We start from the raw sequence: 17,462 nt of genomic DNA on the forward strand, positions 1-17,462 counted from the left end.
AGTGAAACCAAAGACAGACCGTGGCTTTCCCGACAGGCAAGCCATCGTCGCCTTCATCAAGGCAAATCCAGGAAAGGTCGGGACTCGCGACATCGCGCGCGAGTTCGGCCTGAAGAACGCCGATCGCGCCGAGCTCAGGCGCATGCTGCGCGAGCTCGCCGACGACGGCATCATCAAGAAGAAGCGCCACAAGGTCTCCGAGCCGGACGCGCTGCCGCCGACGCTGCTCGCCGACATCACCGGCCGCGACTCCGATGGCGAGCTGATCGCCTCCCCCGCCGAATGGGACGAGGTCGAGAACGGCGAGCCGCCAAAGATCCTCATCGAGATGCCGCGCCGGCCCAAGCCCGGCACCGCCGCCGGCGTCGGCGACCGCGCGCTGCTGCGCGTCGAGCGCAGCGATGATGGCGAAGGTCCCCCCTATCGCGGCCGCATCATCAAGGTCATCGACAAGGCCAAGAGCCGCATCCTCGGCGTCTTCCGCAGCCTGCCCGAGGGCGGCGGACGGCTCGTCCCCGTCGACAAGAAGTTCGCCGACCGCGAGCTGAACATCGCGAGGACCGATACGGGCGGCGCTGAGGATGGCGACCTCGTCAGCGTCGACATCGTCCGCACCCGCGGCTTTGGCCTCGCCTCCGGCCGGGTGAAAGAAAAGCTCGGCTCGGTCAAGTCGGAAAGGGCGATCAGCCTGATCGCGATCTACGCCCACGACATCCCCTTGCAATTCTCCTCCGCCGCCGAGCGCGAGGCGGAAGCGGCGGAGCCGGCCAATCTGAAAGGCCGCGAGGACTGGCGCGACGTCCCGCTCGTCACCATCGATCCGCCCGACGCCAAGGATCACGACGACGCGGTGCATGCCGAGCCCGATCCGGATCCCAACAACAAGGGCGGCTTCATCGTCAACGTCGCCATCGCCGACGTCAGCTTCTACGTCCGTCCTGGTACGGCGCTCGACCGCGATGCGCTCGACCGCGGCAACTCGGTCTATTTCCCCGACCGCGTCGTGCCGATGCTACCCGAGCGCATCTCCAACAATCTCTGCTCGCTGGTGCCGGGCGAGCCGCGCGGCGCGCTGGCGGTGCGCATGGTGCTCGGCCCCGACGGCCGCAAGCGCTCGCACAGTTTTCATCGCATCCTGATGCGGTCGGCCGCCAAGCTCGCTTACGCGCAAGCGCAGGCCGCGATCGACGGCCGGCCTGATGACACCACCGGCCCCCTGCTCGATCCGATCCTGAGGCCGCTCTATGCCGCCTATGCCTGCGCCAAGCGCGCGCGTGACGAGCGCGATCCGCTCAATCTCGATCTGCCCGAGCGCAAGATCCTCCTGAAGAGCGACGGCACCGTGGACCGCGTCGTCGTCCCCGAGCGTCTCGATGCGCACAAGCTGATCGAGGAGTTCATGATCCTCGCCAACGTCGCCGCAGCGGAGACATTGGAGAAGAAATCTCTGCCGCTGATCTACCGCGTGCACGACGAGCCGACCCTGGAGAAGGTCCACGCGCTCGCGGAATTCCTGGAGACGCTGGACGTCCCCTTCGCCAAGTCGGGCGCGCTGCGCCCCACCACGTTCAACCGCGTGCTGGCCCAGCTCGAAGGCCACGACTATTACCCGCTGGTGAGCGAGGTCGTGCTGCGCGCGCAGGCGCAGGCCGAATATTCCTCAGAGAATTACGGTCACTTCGGCCTGAACCTGCGCCGCTATGCGCATTTCACCTCGCCGATCCGCCGCTATGCCGACCTCGTCGTGCACCGCGCGCTGGTGCGTGCGCTTGGCCTTGGCGAAGGCGCCCTGCCCGACAGCGAGACGCCGGAAAGCTTGAGCGAAGTCGCCGCGCATATCTCGCTGACCGAGCGGCGCGCCATGAAGGCGGAGCGCGAGACCGTCGACCGCCTGATCGCCCATCACCTCGCCGACCGCATCGGCGCCAGCTTCCAGGGCCGCGTCTCCGGCGTCACCCGCGCCGGACTGTTCGTGAAGCTCAGCGAGACCGGCGCTGACGGGCTGATCCCGATCCGATCCCTCGGCACGGAATATTTCAACTATGACGAGAGCCGCCATGCCCTCGTCGGCACGCGCAGCGGCACCATGTACCAGCTCGGCGACGTCGTCGACGTCCGCCTGATCGAGGCCGCTCCCATCGCGGGCGCGCTGCGTTTCGAGCTGCTGTCGTCCGAGACCGACAGCGGCCCGCGCCAGCTCAGGCCGCTCCGTCCGCAGCGCAAATCGTCCAAGCCGCAGCCCGGACGCAGCCCGGAGCGAAAACGCAAGCCGGAGAAGAAAAAGTCCGGCAAGGGAAGGAAGGCCAAAGGAAAGAACAAGGGTAAGGGCAAGAAGGGCAAGGCATGGTGACGATGAGCACGGCACCAAAGATCTGGACGCGCGAGAACGGTCTCGTCGAGAAGCGCGACGTCTGGTCAGCAATGAAGCGCGGCTTCCGCGGCCGCTGCCCGCGCTGCGGCGAAGGCAAGCTGTTCCGCGCCTTCCTGAAAACCGCCGACCATTGCGCCAAATGCGGCCTCGACTTCACCCCGCATCGCGCCGACGATCTGCCTGCCTATCTCGTCATCGTCATCGTCGGCCACATCGTGGTGCCGGCCATCCTCTGGATCGAGACCAATTATTCGACGCCGGTCTGGCTCAGCTTCGCGGCCTATCTGCCCTTCACCTTCGTCGCCTCGCTCGCGCTGCTGCAGCCCGTGAAGGGAGCTGTGGTCGGCTTGCAATGGGCTCTGCGCATGCACGGGTTTGACGACAACCCTCCCGATGGTATTCCGCCTGTGTAAACTCGTAAAAGAACAGTTCGGGTGAGGACATGACCGATATTTCGCAGGCCGAGGAGAAGACCAGGGTTCACGAGGAGAAGGAAGCCGATCATCATCCTTACTTCCGCCCGAAGGATGCGGCGACGCTGATCCTGGTCGACCGCAGCGGCGCCATTCCGAAAGTGCTGGTCGGCAAGCGCCACGACAAGGTGGTGTTCATGCCGGGAAAATTCGTCTTCCCGGGCGGGCGCGTCGACAAGGCCGATTATCGCGTGCCCTGCGCTGCGCCCATCACCGCCGAGCTGGAGGCCAATCTCGCCAAGGGCAGCCCGAAGACGCCGGCCTCGCGCGCGAAATCGCTCGCCATTGCCGCCATCCGCGAAGCCTGCGAAGAGACCGGCCTCTGCCTCGGCCGCAAGGCGGAAGGCAAGGTGCCGAAGCTCGATGGCCCCTGGCAGCCGTTCGCGGATGCGGGCCTGCTGCCTGATCCCTCCAGCCTGTTCCTGATCGCGCGCGCGATCACCCCGCCCGGTCGCGTCAAGCGCTTCGACACGCGTTTCTTCACCGCCGATGCCTGCGCGATCACCCACCGCGTCGAAGGCGTGATCCATGCCGATGCGGAGCTGGTCGAGCTGGTCTGGGTCGAGCTCGGCTCAAAACCGCTCGCGGACCTGCATCCGATGACGCGCAACGTGCTCAACGAGCTCGACGCCCGCCTTGCCACCGGTCCGCTCCGCCACGACGCGCCGGTGCCGTTCTTCCACTTCTACGGCGGCAGGATGCAGAAGGATGTTTTGAGCTAGTTGGCGCGCTGGGGCGTAGTTCGATCAAGTCTATCCTCCGTCATTCCGGGGCGCGCCTCTTGGCGCGAGCCCGGAATCCATACTCCGGATGGTGGTTATGGATTCCGGCTCGCCGCTCCGCGGCGCCCCGGAATGACGGAAACGTGCTGAGAGAGCATCGAAAAACAAAATAATCTTCCCACTCCCGCCAATGGCGGAGTTCCGCCGCGTCCCTATGTCTTTGCGAGCGTCACCAAGAACGGACACCGGGCGATGGCACAAAGGCAACTCAAGCTTGGCGCGTTCATGCGCCCGATCAGCATCCACACCGGCGCCTGGCGCTATCCCGGGGCTTGGCCCGACGCGAATTTCAATTTCGGCCATATCAAGACGCTGATCCGAAAGCTCGAGGCCGGCAAGTTTGACGCCTTCTTCATGGCCGATCACCTCGCCGTCCTGAACATGCCGATCAACGCGCTCAAGCGCAGCCACACCGTGACCTCGTTCGAGCCGTTCACGCTGCTGTCGGCTTTGTCAGCCGTGACCGAGCGCATCGGCCTGATCGCGACCGGCTCGACCACCTTCGACGAGCCCTATCACGTCGCGCGCCGCTTCGCCTCACTCGACCATCTCAGCGGCGGCCGCGCCGGCTGGAACATCGTCACCACCTCGAACCCGGACGCGGCGCTGAATTTCGGCCTCGACGATCACATGGAGCACGCCGAGCGCTACAAGCGCGCTCGCGAGTTCTACGACGTCGTCACCGGCCTGTGGGACTCCTTCGCCGACGATGCCTTCGTGCGCGACGTCGAGAGCGGCCTGTTCTTCGATCCCGCCAGGATGCACACGCTCGACCACAAGGGCAAATACTTCAAAGTGCGCGGCCCCCTCAACATCGCCCGCCCGGTGCAAGGCTGGCCCCTGATCGTGCAGGCCGGCGCCTCCGAAGACGGCAAGCAGCTCGCCGCCGAGACCGCGGAAGCCGTGTTCACCGGCGGCGGCAGCCTCGCCGACGGCCAGAAACTCTATGCCGACATCAAGGGCCGCATGGAGAAGATCGGCCGCGACCCCGAGCACCTGAAGATCCTCCCCGGCGCCTTCGTCGTCGTGGGCGACAGCGTCGACGAGGCGAAGGAGAAGCGCGCTTTGCTCGACAGCCGCGTGCATTACGACAGCGCCATTGCGTCGCTCTCAGTCATCCTCGGTACCGATGCCTCCGGCTTCGATCCCGAGGGGCCGCTTCCCGAAATCCCCGAGACGAATGCCAGCAAGAGCGGCCGGCAGCGCCTGGTCGATCTGGCCGCCCGCGAGAAGCTCACCGTGCGCCAGCTCGCCCAGCGCGTCGGCGGCTATGGCGGCCTGTCCTTCGTCGGCACCGCCAAGACCATCGCCGACCAGATGGAGGAATGGCTGGTCGGGAGCGGCTCCGACGGCTTCAACATCATGTTCCCGTTCCTGCCCGCCGGCCTCGACGATTTCGTCGACAAGGTGGTCCCGGAGCTGCAGAAGCGCGGGATTTTCCGCAAAGAGTATGAAGGGCCCACCTTGAGGGAGAATCTGGGCCTGCCGCGACCGAAAAACCGGTTCTTCGAGGCCTAATGGGCCCGATTTGAGCGGTTTCTGCCCCTGAAAACCTTGACTTCCGGCCGTTTCCGGCTAGGTTGCCGGCCAACGCGGGCCGTTTGGCCGGCTCCAGATTCCCCTGATATTCTGAGGTTCAGAACATGGCCAAAGCGGTCACCATCAAGGTCAAGCTCGTGTCCTCGGCCGACACCGGCTTCTACTACGTCGCCAAGAAGAATTCGCGCACCATGACCGACAAGCTGGTCAAGAAGAAGTACGACCCGGTCGCGCGCAAGCACGTCGAATTCCGCGAAGCCAAGATCAAGTAAGATCGGCGTAGCGCTAGGATTTTGCGGGGCCCTTGCGGGCCCCGCCGTCGTTTCGGCTCGCGTGTCCCTGCTCGCGTGTCCTGCTACCGGGCGCTGCTTAGCGCAGCGAAACAAATCCGGACCGCCTTCCGCGGGTTCACACGTGCGACACTCGGGCGTGAGGAGAGGAACTCGCTTACAGTCGTGGTTGTTGAGCCGGGGTCATCAAGCGGCTATCTTTCGAGAGCGAGCCTCTGGTGTTACCGCTCAGCTGACATGATGGGAGAATCGCATGCGCACCGCCTTACTCATTGTCGTAATGGTCATCGGGTTTTCCTCCGCAGCAAGCGCTCAGTATGACTATCCCTGGTGCGTTTTTGGCGGAGGGCTGGGCGCTTCCGGGGACTGCATGTATTCAACGCGAGAACAATGCCTGGCCTCGGCATCCGGGCGCTCGAACACCTATTGCGATATAAACCCCCGCGTGAGGTTCAAGCAGCAGGCTCCGCAGCGGCCGCGCTGATCATGATGCGCGCTCTTGCCGGTCTGCTCTTCGTCCTGATCACCATGTCCGCGCCCGGTCCAGCGGCAGCGCAGCGGTTCGGCGGCAATTTTCCGGTATGTCTGCAGGAGTGGGAATGGGGCGGCGGCACCTACATCTCTTGCCAGTATCGTTCATTTGACGAATGCAGAGCCAGCGCGGCGGGCCGTTCGGCGATGTGCCTGGACAACCCATATGTGCAGCGGCCGTCCCCTCCAGGCCGCAGCCCGCGTCCCCGGTAGGGCTAGAGCATGATCGGCCCGTGACGAGCGCCGATCCAGCCATCATTCCGTGCCTTCCGGCCTGCCCGCAACGTCGACCTTCTCGGTTGAATCCCCTACATGAAACCCGGATTGCGCGGGAAATAGCTACCCCCATCTCCGAATGGTCGATTTGACATCAGCAGCATCGGGAACGTCAGCCGCATCCCGTGGTCGATTGCCGCCTTGAGCGCCGGCTCGCTCGCGCCCGGCACAAAAGCCGAAATGGCCGGACAATCGCTCTGTGCCGCGAACGACAACGCAGCGGCGAAAGCGGACTCAACCAGATCTGGCCTGTGGACTGCAAGCGGACCAATGTGTCCACCCGAAATGTAGACGTACCCGGCGCACTCATTGCCGGCGTGGATGGTGAATCCGCGCGTCGTGCTGTCGCCAAGGAGAAATCGATGATGCTTCTCCCTGGAAACGCCGACTGCGCTGACATCGATCTGCGCCAGCCTGTCGTATGGGATCGCGTCGGCCGTGAGAGATTCAAGACGGAGCCGCGGCGCAGCCAACCGTGGCGCCAGGCGGTCACGAGGGACGCTGACCATGTAGATCGGAAAGCGCGGGAACAGTCCGTCGCGGATGTAGAGGCCTTGAGATACGTTGTTGAACGTGAAGGTGATCAGTGCCTTGATGGGTGCTCCGCGCATTTCTGCATGCGCGAATACCTTGTGATGAGTTGATTGCCGATGCCGTCGCTCTGACGATCAGGCGCGACGAACAATTGGGCCAGGAACCAAAGCTCGCCACAGACCCAACTCCACGCGAAGCCGACTATTTCTCCGTCGTCATCGGCCACCCATAAGCCCTCGGGATCATCCGCGAGCGAGAAGGCCTGAAAATTCGGCGGACGAGAGGATGCCATCTTCCCGAACCCCCGCCGTTCGGTTAGCTCATTGATGCTGGCGACCACGATGTCATCGGCCTGCTTCAAGTCGTCGATGCGAGCGGGCCTGCACACGACCGCCATTCTCTAGTCCCTCCCGGGCGTCAGCTCGCCCCGCCCACGATGCATCGGGTCGCGGCTTAGTTTCTACTCACATCTTGATGAGAGCGAGAAATCGTCAGCCGGCAATCAGGCGAGCGGCCGGATGTTCTGGTTCATCCGGAAGAAGTTCGTAGGGTCGTATTTCGCTTTGATCTGCTGCAGGCGCCTGTAGTTCCGCCCATAAGCAGCGGCAACCGGATCGCCTGTCTCATCGTCGTCGAGATAATTGACATAGCGTCCTGAGGCAAAGAAGGGCCGCATCCTTTCATAGGTTGCGCGTGCCCACGAGATGCTGCGGCTGGTATCGCTGGCCTGCGTCCATTGCGCGAGGATCAGGAAATTGTAGCCCTCCTGCCGATGCACAAATGCCGTATCCCCGGCACCCACGCGGGCCGCGGCACCGTGGATGTGTTCGAGCAGCAGCTGCCCCATCGGAGTCGGGCAGCGGGCGAAGCATTCGATCATCGTGGCGATCGCACCATCGCTCAGCTCCGTGAGGAAGTTCGACTTCCAATAGTTGAACGCGCCTTTCGGATAGTTGGCGTCGAGCATGCGGTTGAGCTCGCAATAGGTCATCGGTCCGACCGCATCCAGAATGGGAGGCCCGAACTGTTTCAGCGGCTGCATCGCTCGTTCGGCCTCGGCGACTGGACCGCAGTGGCTGGTAACCAGGGCCGCGACCTCCCTGCCGGACCCGTCGGGCGCATGGGTCAGGGATGCGAACAGCATGTGCTCGTCCGTGAGCGATCGCGTGCTGGTCCGGAAAAATTCCAGCACGCCGCGGGAACGCTCGATAGGGTGAACGATCGGGCCGCCGGTGATGATCGGCCCTACCGTATGGAGGTCGTATTCAAGACTGGTGGCAATCCCGAAGTTTCCGCCGCCGCCGCGCACGGCCCAAAATAGATCGGGCTGCTCTTGCTTGCTGGCCCGCACAACCTTGCCATCGGCGGTGACGAGTTCGACAGCCCGCAGATTATCCAACGCGAGGCCGTACTTGCCCATCAGCCAGCCCAGTCCTCCGCCGAGCGTCAGGCCCGCGATGCCGGTGGTCGAGACCACGCCGCCGGTCACCGCAAGTCCGTGAAGCTGCGTTTCTCGATTGAGCTCGCCCCAGGTGACCCCGCCCTGCGCCCATACGGTCTTGCCGATCGCGTCGACCCGGACCCCCTTCATGGGTGAGAGGTCGATCATGATCCCGCCGTCGATGGTTGCGCGCCCGGCCACATTGTGGCCACCGCCGCGAACCGCGACCTCGAGGCCGAGCTTGGTCGCAAGTGCCACGGCATCCACGACATCAGCCGCACTGCGACATCTGGCAATCAATGCTGGCCGTTTGTCGACCAGCCCATTGTGAACCTTCCGCGCCTCGTCGTAGCCCTCGTCCGCTGGCTTGAGCAGTTCTCCTCCGAAGGAGGCGCTAAGTTCGGCGGCAGCGCTGGCAACAGATGCGATGGACATGACACGAGCTCCCTAGCTTGGCCCGCTACATCCTCGATCGCGGGCTGTCTCAGAGCAAATCCGAAGAATTCAGGTGACGATGAACTGATTTCACCTACACTCGCCGCATGCACAAGCTGCCGCCCCTGATCGAGCTCCGCGCTTTTGAGGCTGCCGCGCGTCATCTGAGCTTCAAGAAAGCCGCGGCAGAACTCGGCGTCACGCCGACCGCGATCAGCCACCAGATCGGATTGCTCGAGCAGTATTGCGGCCGCGCCCTATTCCGGCGCAGACCACGCCCTCTTTCGTTGACCGATGCCGGCGCGCGGCTGTTTCCCGCCATTCGCGGCGGACTCGAGGCGTTTGCCGCTGCCATTGCGTCCCTCAAGCAGGAAGGTGACGAGCAGCCGCTCCGGGTTACGACGACCAACGCCTTCGCTAGCCGCTGGCTCGTGCCCCGCCTGCCCCTGTGGCGGAAGTTGCATCCTGACGTGCCATTGGAAGTGATCGGCACTGACACGGTGCTCGATCTGCAGGCCGGAGACAGTGACGTTGCCATCCGTTATGCGACCAGCCGCGTACCGCCGACAGACGGAATCGTCGATGAACTCTTCAGCGATATGTTCTGGCCGATCTGCAATCCGGATTTGCTTTCAACCGGACGGCTGAAGAGACCAGTCGACCTCGCAAAGCACGTTCTGATCCACTCCTATTGGTCGCCGGCCGATCGTGAGCCACCGACGTGGCAGAGATGGCTCGGTTTGGCCCAGCGCCGGTGGCGCGAGGTGCCTCAATACAAGGACCTGCAGCACTTGAGTTTCCGGGAAGAACTGCACGCCATCGAGGCGGTGATCAGTGGGCAGGGCGTCGGGATCTTCAGTGATGTGCTCGTGGCACACGACCTCGCCGCCGGCACGCTCGTGAAGGCATTCTCGTTGAACCTACCCGGCTACAGCTTTTATGTGGTCAGCAGGCCAAGCCACCCGCGCGCGCGGACCATTCGGGTCTTTTCGCAGTGGTTGCGGTCGAGTACCTGATCCGGACCGGAAAGGGTCAGCACAAAGTGCGAAGCCGGGAGAGGTCATGCGAATAACCCGAAGCGCGACCAGCAGCGCGGACCAACTCCAGCTGCGAACCGGAGCGACGGGGCCGACCCGAGAATTGACGGCGCCGAGCAGGTCACCGTTGCCCTTACGTGTCTTTAGGGTGCAGCGGAGTCGCGAAACCCGAGAACGTTACGGAGCTCCAATGGAGCGCGCTTACGACAAGCTCCACGTTACACTCAGAGTTCTTCCAGCAGCGCCTTGCTTTCCTTCAAGTCGCGAACGTCGAAGCCCTCGTTGAACCAACCGTAGACCGGCGCGAGAAGACCGCGTGCTTCATCACCCCTGTCCTGATCACGCCAGAGCCGGGCGAGACTGACGGCGGAGCGAAGTTCCCAGAGTTTCGCCTCCTGCTGGTGAGCAATCGCAATGGCGTGGCGAAACTCGGTCTCCGCATCGGCCTCCGCGCCTGGCCGAGCCCTTAGCATCAACTCGCCTCGGCGCCGATGCAGCTCGGCCTCGAACCACCGCACCCCCGATTTCTGGGTTAGTGCCAAGGCGTCGGAGAGTTGGCCGAGCCCCGTTTCATATCGTGCTCTCTTTGCCTCGGCTGCTGCGAGCTGCGCAAGGTAGAACGGAAGAGTCCATGCTGCGCCGGAGGCCTGGAATCCCTCGATGCCGCGCCGCAGTAAGTCCACCCCGGCCTCGGGGTCGCCGGCTTCGGCCAGCGTCCAGCCGCGATATGCCGTCCCCATCGCGAGAAAGAAGGCAAAGCGCTGCTCGGTGGTGAGCGCAACCAGCTCGTCCGCCCGTTGCCCAACCATGCCCGCGTCTTCGAGCACGAAATGCAACCGGCAGGCAACGCTCAGCGCGAATGCGAGGCTGATCGGGTGCGACGAATCGCGGGCCTCTGCCAGGGCGTCACTGCTCTGCACGCGCGCCTGATCGGCGAAGCCAAGAAGGCCACACGTAAGCGAAAGGAACGAAAGCATCGCCACGCGGGCGTTTTCTGCGAACAGGGCCGTCAGAGAGCGCTGCTGCGCCGGATCGTAAAGGGCGAGCCCCCGCTCGAGATGGGTGCGCGCCAAGGCCAATTGTCCGCGATGAAGCCAGCTATCGCCAACTGCCCGATGACCGGCGACAAGAATGGCCGCATCGTTCTGTCGCCCGGCCAAATCGAGCAGATTCTCGGCGATGCGATGCGATCGGTCCGTTTCACCACGGACGTGATAATGCACGAACTCGCCCCAGAGTGCCTTGAGCAGATTCGGCGTGTCGTTGAGTGCCTCGCAGAGGCAACGCGCCCGGGCGTAGGCCCTGCCGGTCTCTTCGGCCGCGTGGCCCTTCGCGGCGATCAGTGCACCGCCGAGCGCGAGTTGAAGTTCAGTTTCGGTGCGCTGGCGCCCGGGAGCATCCGGCAGTTGAGATAGCAAATCAAGCGCCTTTCGCATCTGCGCGATTGCTTCTGTCATTGCCGATCGAGCCTTTGAACGCTCACCAGCCTCCTGCCAATAGGAAACCGCCTTTTCGGCCAAGCCCGCATGTCCGCAGTGGTGGGCGAGGATTTCCGGCTGCTCTTGGATGCCTCTAGCGAGCCTCTCCTCGAGTGCGCCAGCGATCCGAGCGTGCAGCTCGCGGCGTTGGCCGCGCAACATTGTGCCGTATGCCGCATCCTGGACCAGTGCATGTTTGAACAAGAAATTGGCGTCGGGCGGCTCGACACTCCCAAACACGAGGCCGGTGTTGATCAGCCGGTCAAGCGCCGCCCGCAACTCGTTGTCGCACCGCTGTGCGACCGAGGCCAGCAGATCATAGGAGAACTCGCGGCCAATAGCTGCGCCGATTTGTGCCACCTCCTTGGCGATCGGCCCAATCCGGTCGAGCCGCGCCATCAACGAAGCATGTAGCGTGGCCGGTACGGCAAGTCCGGGCAGCGGCGCGAAGGAGATCGCTCGCGCGATACTCTGGGGGCTTGTTTCGAGCACCGCTTTGGTCAACTCCTCAACGAACAGCGGCACACCATCCGTACGTTCAGCAATTTCATTGACGATTTCGGTCGGCAGCGTCTGGCCACCTGCCACGCTCCGGATCAGCGCAGCGCCCGCATTCTGGTCGAGCCGGTTCAGCACGAGCAAGCTGACATGCGGCTTTCCGGTCCATACTAACTGGAACTCGGGGCGGTAGGTGATCAAGACCAAAACCGGCAGGCTTGCTACGCGATCGACGGTTCGGTCCAGCAACTCGCGCGAGCTTGGATCGATCCATTGCATGTCCTCGAACACGATCATGATTGGACGTCTTTGCGCGAGAGCTTCAAGCTGGCGAACCAGAGCGGCGAAGCTTCTCTCCTTCTTTTGTTGCGGCGTACTCGTAACCGGTAAGTATAGATTATCGTTGGGGATCGACAGAAACTCCGCCAGGATCGCCGCGTCCTCGTTGGGCGACAATGCAGGCGACAGGAGCGCTCGAAGTTTGTCGAGCTTGGTCGTCGGTGTGTCCTCACGATCGAAGCCAGCCGCTCGCTGGAGTTGTGCGATGAAGGGGTAAAGCGCGCTTTCCTGATGATGAGGCGAGCAGAAGTAGCGCAAGCAGGTGTGCGGCTCTCGCTCGATACGCTCCTGAAGAGCCGCAACGAGGCGCGACTTGCCGATCCCCGCCTCGCCGACAAGCAGCATGACTTGACCGGTACCCGCCCGCGCATGGCGCCAGCTCCGCTCCAACCGCGCGAGGTCTTCCTCACGCCCAACCAGCGGGGCGAGGACCGAAGGGTGCAACGCCTCGAACCGGCTCTCCGCTGTTCCCTCACGAAGCACCCGCCAGGCTTGCACCGGTGCGGCGAAGCCCTTCAGCGTCACGGCGCCGAGATTCTCGTAGTCAAAGAGCCCGCCGATGAGCCGCCGCGTGTCCTCAGGGATGACTACCCCATCCGGTTCGGCGAGCGCTTGCAGTCGAGCGGCAAGGTTCGGCGTCTCGCCAAGCACGGCCTGCGCCTCCGCCGCTTCGCTGCCGATAAGGTCACCTACGACGACGAGGCCAGTCGCGAGCCCAAGACGAACCCGCAGCTCGAACTCGGCTGGGGCTCCCGGCGCGTGCCTGGTCGCGGCGATCTCAAGCGCAGCGCGCACTGCGCGTTCGGCATCGTCCTCATGCGCTGAAGGATGACCGAATAGTATGAGCATGCCATCGCCGATGTAACGGCTGACGGTGCCACCGTATTTGCGGACGACCGCCGCTACGCTATCGCGGTACTCAGCAATTATGTCCCGTAGATCTTCCGGATCGAGCTTTGTCGCAAGTGCCGTCGAGCCGACGAGATCGCAGAACATCACTGTGAGCTGACGACGCTCGGCGGAAGAACTTGGTGCGGCCAACAAGCCTGCGCGCTCCGTGACCGGTGGCACGATGGACGTCGCTGCGCCGGCCCCTCTCGTCATTTGCGGCGGTACGGTCGGCGTGAGCGCGGCACCGCAGTCGCCACAGAAGTTCTTGCCTGTCGGATTGTCGCCCCCGCACGCAGGGCAGCGAAAGAACAGCGGCGCGCCGCAATCGCCGCAGACCTTCGTTCCCTCCGGGTTGACTCTGCCGCAATTCGCGCAATCCATGGCCGCACCCGATCGAATTCCGACCGACATGAGTTCGCGTCGGTCTATGGGCGAATCTTGAGAGCGCGCTCTTTCAAGATTCTCTTCCCTCAGCCGCCTACCAAGCGCCAAGCATGATCAAACTCACAATGACCAGGAAGTAGACACAGGCGATAGTCGCAGGGAAAATGAGCCAGCCGGGCGTCATCGTTGCCTCCCGAGCGGTTGTCTCGAAAGCTTAAGCTGGCCGGCGCGATCAGGATTATGAACTGGCTAACACTCTGCAACTCAAGCCCATTTTCAATCTGAGAAGGCTGACCACAGCCTGACACGACCCAAACGCGAAATTGGCAAGCCCATGAACGACCGCCTGCCGAGTCGACGAAAGGTTCTCTCGCACGTCAGCAACCGAGCGCTTTGAGGCAAATGCAAATTTGTGAGAACGGCAGCGGTGCAAGGCCAAGGAAAACGACCACCCGCCCCGGCCTACGCTGTCCGCAGCACTGGCGTGGGCGGCTGCGACGGCCTGACAAGCGCGAACGCGACCTGCACGATGCCGCCGGCAAGGCCGAGCGCGACGCCGATGCGCCAGGCCATCGTGTAGGAGCCGAGCGCGTCGTAGAGCAGCCCGCCTCCGTAGGCGCCGAGGAAGCTGCCGATCTGGTGGCTCATGAAGGCGAGGCCCTGGATCATCGCCTGCCAGCGCAGGCCGAACATCTCGGCGACCGCGCCCGCGACCAGCGGGCCGACGCCCATCCACAGAAAGCCCATGATCGCGCCGAACAGCAGCGTCGAGAACGGGCTTGCCGGCAGCATGAAGTACCAGGCGAGTGCGAGCGAGCGCAGGATGTAGATCCCGCCCAAGAGCGCCAGCTTGTTCCAGCGTTGGCCGGCCCAGCCGAAGAACAGCGAGCCCAGCACGTTGAAGCCGCCGATCATGCCGAGCGTCTGTGCGCTCAGCATCGGATCGAGGCCGCAGATCGCGAGATATGACGGCAGGTGCGTGGTGAGGAACACGAGCTGCATGCCGCAGACGAGATAGGCGCAGGTCATCACCACGAAGGAGGCATTGCCGAACGCGGTCCTCGCCGCGGCTGCAGCCGTGGCATCATCGATCTCGTCGGCCGCCGGCTTCGGCAACGGAATCTTGTCGACGCGCCCGGCATACCAGGCCGCAGGGATCATCAGCACCGACATGATGACGAAGCCCGCGAGCCCGACGCGCCAGCCAAAGCCCTCGTTGAGCATCTGTCCGATCGGCGCCGAAAGTAGCGCGCCGAGCGAGCCCGCGCCGGAGACGATGCCGAGCACGGTCGAGCGCACCGTCTCCGGCACCGCACGTGCCGCCACCGACATCGCGATCGCCGCCGCGGTGCAGGCGAGCGAGGTCCCGATCAGCACGCCGGCGCCGATCATGATGCTGAGAAGCCCATTCGCCGTTGCCATCAGCGCGAGGCCCGCGATGTACATCAGCGCGCCGGCGACCATGATCGGGCGGAAGCCGTAGCGCACGGTGAGTGCACCGGCGGGCGGCTGCAGGAAGCCCCAGGCGAGGTTTTGCACGGCCAGTGCAAGCGTGAAATCCGAGATCGAAATGTGGATGTCGTGCGTCAGCGGCTGCATGAAGATACCGAGCGACTGCCGCAGCCCCATGCTCAAGGTCAGCATGATCGAGGCGCCGATCAGGATCGGCAACGTCGGACGCAGAACCTGCAGCAGGGGCATTTTTCTTCTCCCTTTTGGGCGCGGCACGCGTGCCGTCGTCTGCTTTTGCCGATGTTTTTGGGTACACAGACCTGTGCACTTAGGCTATAGATGGAAGCGGCTGTCAAGCGAACAGGACGCATTCCGCTGCATGGCTCCCCCGCCCCTCCCACAGACGATGAAAGAGCGGATCCTTCAGACCGCCGACAAGCTGTTCTATCTGCAAGGCATTCGCGCCATCGGCGTCGATACCATCGCGGCCGAGGTCGGCATCAGTAAGCGCACGCTCTACAATCACTTCCCGTCCAAGGACGCGCTGATCGCGGCCTATCTCGAGCGCCGCTTCGTCAGCGCACGCCCCTCCGACAAGCCGCCCGCCGAGCAGATCCTCGCGACGTTCGATTCGCTGGAGCGGCGCTTCGCGGCGAAAGACTTTCGCGGCTGCCCATTCGTCAATGCGGTCGCCGAGCTCGGCCCCACCGACCGCGCCGTGAAGAAGATCGCGATCGCCTTCAAGGAAAGCCGCCGCCTCTGGTTTCGCGACCGCCTGACCGAGCTCGGCGTTGCCGAAGCGGACGCGCTCGCGACGCAGCTGGTGCTGCTGGTCGACGGCTCCATCGCGCAGGACTTGGTGCGTGACGATCCCGCGATGGCCAGAGCCGCGAAGGAAGCGGCGAAGGTGCTGCTGCGGAATGCGGGGGTGGATGTGGGCGAGGATGCGAACCCGGCGGAGAAACGGAGCAAGCGCGTTCCAGACTAACCGCTGTCGCCTGATCGCTCGCTGTCATCACCCGCGAAGCGGGTGATCCAGTATTCAAGAGACAGTGAAGCTAGACCCGAGAAGCTGCGGCGTACTGGATTCCCCGCTCCAGTGCGCGACTGCGCACAAGGCGGGGAATGACACCGGAATTTGTGGAGAAAGCGCGGGCGCCTGACTACCCGTCAGGACCATTTCGCGACCTTACCAATATGCTCCTGTTTTGCCCGACGGGTCAAATGACGCTGCCGCCGGCGCAAGCCATCTCGCCACCCGCGTAACCCATTGATCCCGCTCGCGCCGGCTACTGTGCATGGGGTTGTTTTCGCAACTTTGTGCGGGCGGCCCTCACGCCGCGTGCGACACCACGCGGTTACGCCCGTCGTGCTTGGCCCGGTAGAGCGCCGTGTCGGCACGCTTGAGGACGTCGGCCACCGCCTCGCCCTTTCGCTCGAGCGTGGTCAGCCCGATCGAGATCGTGACCTCGATGCGCTTGGCCCCCTTGTGGATCGCGAAGGACTCACCCGCTATCGAGCGGCGCAGGCGCTCGGCGACCATGCCGGCAACATGGAGATCGGTCTCGGGCATCACGATGACGAATTCCTCGCCGCCGTAACGGCAGGCGAGATCAATGCCGCGGATCGATTTGCGCACCCGCACCGCGAACTCGCGCAGCACGTCGTCGCCGGCATCGTGGCCGTAATTGTCGTTGATCGACTTGAAGTAGTCGATGTCCAGGATCATCAGCGCCAGCGGCTTGCCGCGCGTAGATGCCTGCTCGGCGAGCGTCGCCAGATGGCTCTCCATGTAGCGGCGATTGTGCAGGCCGGTCAGCGCGTCGGTGATCGCCATCTCGATCGAGTTCTGCACGTTGTCCCGCAAATGATCGGTGTAGCGGCGGCGGCGGATCTGGGTGCGGGCGCGCGCCAAGAGCTCGGTCTTGTCGATCGGGCGCAGCAGGTAGTCGTTGACGCCGATCTCGAGGCCGCGCAGCAGCCGTGTCGAGTTCTCGGGGTCGGCGATGGCCAGGATCGGCACGTGCCGCGTGCGCTCCAGCGATCGCGCCTGGCTGCACAGGCGCAGGCCGTCGAAATTGTTGAGGTCGAGCGAGACGATCAGGAGGTCGTAATTGCCTTCGGCGGCGTGGAACAGCGCCTCCGTCGGGTTCGGCTCGACGTCGATGGTGTGCTCGGCAGCGAGGATCGTCGCCAGCCGCTCGTAGGAGGACTGGCGGTCGTCGACCAGGAGGATGCGGCCGCCCTTGCCGGTGTCGGCGATCGCACTGCGCTCGGGCGCCTGCATGCCGATCTCGAGCGAGGTGATGGCGCGCATGCGCAGCTCATCCGTCATCATCTTCAGCCGCGTCAGCGAGCGCACGCGCGCGATCAGCACGACGTCGGAGACGGGTTTGGTCAGGAAGTCGTCGGCGCCGGCTTCCAGCCCGCGGTTGCGGTCGGCGGGGCTGTCGAGCGCGGTGACCATCACGACGGGAATGTGGTGCGTCGCCGGATCGGTCTTGAGGCGGCGGCAGACCTCGAAGCCGTCCATGTCAGGCATCATCACGTCGAGCAGGATGATGTCGCATTCGGCACGCCTTGAGATCGCGAGCGCCTCGGTGCCGTTCGCGGCGGTCATCACGTCGAAATATTCGGCGGAAAGGCGGGCCTCTAACAGCTTGACGTTGGCGGGAACGTCATCGACGACCAGGATACGCGCGGACACTGTG

At 64.0% G+C, this 17,462-nt stretch carries 15 protein-coding genes; 9 read left to right on the top strand and 6 right to left on the bottom strand.

Annotated features, from left to right (window positions below):
- Window position 1: 1 nt before the first annotated feature.
- The 7 genes from rnr to I6F17_RS29080 all read left to right on the top strand — a co-directional run bounded on the left by rnr (window position 2) and on the right by I6F17_RS29080 (window position 6,199).
- Window positions 2–2,350, top strand: a complete 2,349-nt coding sequence (gene rnr, locus I6F17_RS29050; RefSeq protein ID WP_225130014.1) for a ribonuclease R — start codon at window positions 2–4, stop codon at window positions 2,348–2,350.
- A complete protein-coding gene (locus I6F17_RS29055; RefSeq protein WP_036015117.1) occupies window positions 2,344–2,784 on the top strand; it encodes a DUF983 domain-containing protein in 441 nt (146 codons plus the stop codon). Before rnr ends, I6F17_RS29055 begins: the two co-directional genes overlap by 7 nt.
- 29 nt (window positions 2,785–2,813) lie before the next feature.
- Window positions 2,814–3,566, top strand: a complete 753-nt coding sequence (locus tag I6F17_RS29060; protein WP_225130016.1) for an NUDIX domain-containing protein — start codon at window positions 2,814–2,816, stop codon at window positions 3,564–3,566.
- A 252-nt stretch (window positions 3,567–3,818) separates the two neighbouring features.
- A complete protein-coding gene (locus I6F17_RS29065) occupies window positions 3,819–5,144 on the top strand; it encodes an LLM class flavin-dependent oxidoreductase (protein ID WP_225130018.1) in 1,326 nt (441 codons plus the stop codon).
- 125 nt (window positions 5,145–5,269) lie between these two features.
- Entirely contained in the window at window positions 5,270–5,437 is a 168-nt protein-coding gene (rpmG, locus tag I6F17_RS29070; protein WP_007603295.1) for a 50S ribosomal protein L33, read from the top strand.
- A 298-nt stretch (window positions 5,438–5,735) separates the two neighbouring features.
- On the top strand, window positions 5,736–5,939 hold the full coding sequence (locus tag I6F17_RS29075; protein WP_249782681.1) for a DUF3551 domain-containing protein: 204 nt from the start codon (window positions 5,736–5,738) through the stop codon (window positions 5,937–5,939).
- The gene (locus I6F17_RS29080; protein WP_225130022.1) at window positions 5,846–6,199 is read left to right on the top strand and encodes a DUF3551 domain-containing protein; all 354 of its coding nucleotides are present in this window, start codon (window positions 5,846–5,848) and stop codon (window positions 6,197–6,199) included. Before I6F17_RS29075 ends, I6F17_RS29080 begins: the two co-directional genes overlap by 94 nt.
- Window positions 6,200–6,294: 95 nt before the next feature.
- Here the strand turns inward: I6F17_RS29080 and I6F17_RS29085 are convergent, their stop codons facing one another.
- The 3 genes from I6F17_RS29085 to I6F17_RS29095 form a co-directional block, all read right to left on the bottom strand.
- Window positions 6,295–6,873 carry a hypothetical protein gene (locus I6F17_RS29085; RefSeq protein ID WP_225130024.1) on the bottom strand — a complete coding sequence of 193 codons (579 nt, stop codon included), beginning with the start codon at window positions 6,871–6,873 and terminating at the stop codon, window positions 6,295–6,297.
- Window positions 6,846–7,193, bottom strand: coding sequence for a GNAT family N-acetyltransferase (locus I6F17_RS29090; protein WP_225130026.1), 348 nt, complete (start codon window positions 7,191–7,193; stop codon window positions 6,846–6,848). Before I6F17_RS29090 ends, I6F17_RS29085 begins: the two co-directional genes overlap by 28 nt.
- Before the next feature lie 105 nt (window positions 7,194–7,298).
- Complete coding sequence (locus I6F17_RS29095; protein ID WP_225130028.1) at window positions 7,299–8,672, bottom strand: FAD-binding oxidoreductase; 1,374 nt, start codon at window positions 8,670–8,672, stop codon at window positions 7,299–7,301.
- Between the two features lie 107 nt (window positions 8,673–8,779).
- On the opposite strand from I6F17_RS29095, the gene I6F17_RS29100 reads away from it, so the two are divergent.
- Complete coding sequence (locus I6F17_RS29100) at window positions 8,780–9,688, top strand: LysR substrate-binding domain-containing protein (RefSeq protein ID WP_225130030.1); 909 nt, start codon at window positions 8,780–8,782, stop codon at window positions 9,686–9,688.
- Window positions 9,689–9,933: 245 nt separating this feature from the next.
- On the opposite strand, the gene I6F17_RS29105 is transcribed toward I6F17_RS29100, so the two are convergent.
- On the bottom strand, window positions 9,934–13,326 hold the full coding sequence (locus tag I6F17_RS29105; protein WP_082641504.1) for an adenylate/guanylate cyclase domain-containing protein: 3,393 nt from the start codon (window positions 13,324–13,326) through the stop codon (window positions 9,934–9,936).
- Between the two features lie 435 nt (window positions 13,327–13,761).
- On the bottom strand, window positions 13,762–15,000 hold the full coding sequence (locus tag I6F17_RS29110; RefSeq protein WP_057029789.1) for an MFS transporter: 1,239 nt from the start codon (window positions 14,998–15,000) through the stop codon (window positions 13,762–13,764).
- A 130-nt stretch (window positions 15,001–15,130) separates the two neighbouring features.
- Here I6F17_RS29110 and I6F17_RS29115 point away from each other — a divergent pair, with 130 nt between their 5' ends.
- Window positions 15,131–15,739 carry a TetR/AcrR family transcriptional regulator gene (locus tag I6F17_RS29115; RefSeq protein WP_346657037.1) on the top strand — a complete coding sequence of 203 codons (609 nt, stop codon included), beginning with the start codon at window positions 15,131–15,133 and terminating at the stop codon, window positions 15,737–15,739.
- Window positions 15,740–16,084: 345 nt separating this feature from the next.
- Here the strand turns inward: I6F17_RS29115 and I6F17_RS29120 are convergent, their stop codons facing one another.
- Complete coding sequence (locus I6F17_RS29120; RefSeq protein ID WP_225130034.1) at window positions 16,085–17,458, bottom strand: PleD family two-component system response regulator; 1,374 nt, start codon at window positions 17,456–17,458, stop codon at window positions 16,085–16,087.
- Window positions 17,459–17,462: the final 4 nt, after the last annotated feature.

Source organism: Bradyrhizobium sp. NBAIM18, assembly GCF_020193825.1.
GTDB lineage: Bacteria > Pseudomonadota > Alphaproteobacteria > Rhizobiales > Xanthobacteraceae > Bradyrhizobium > Bradyrhizobium yuanmingense.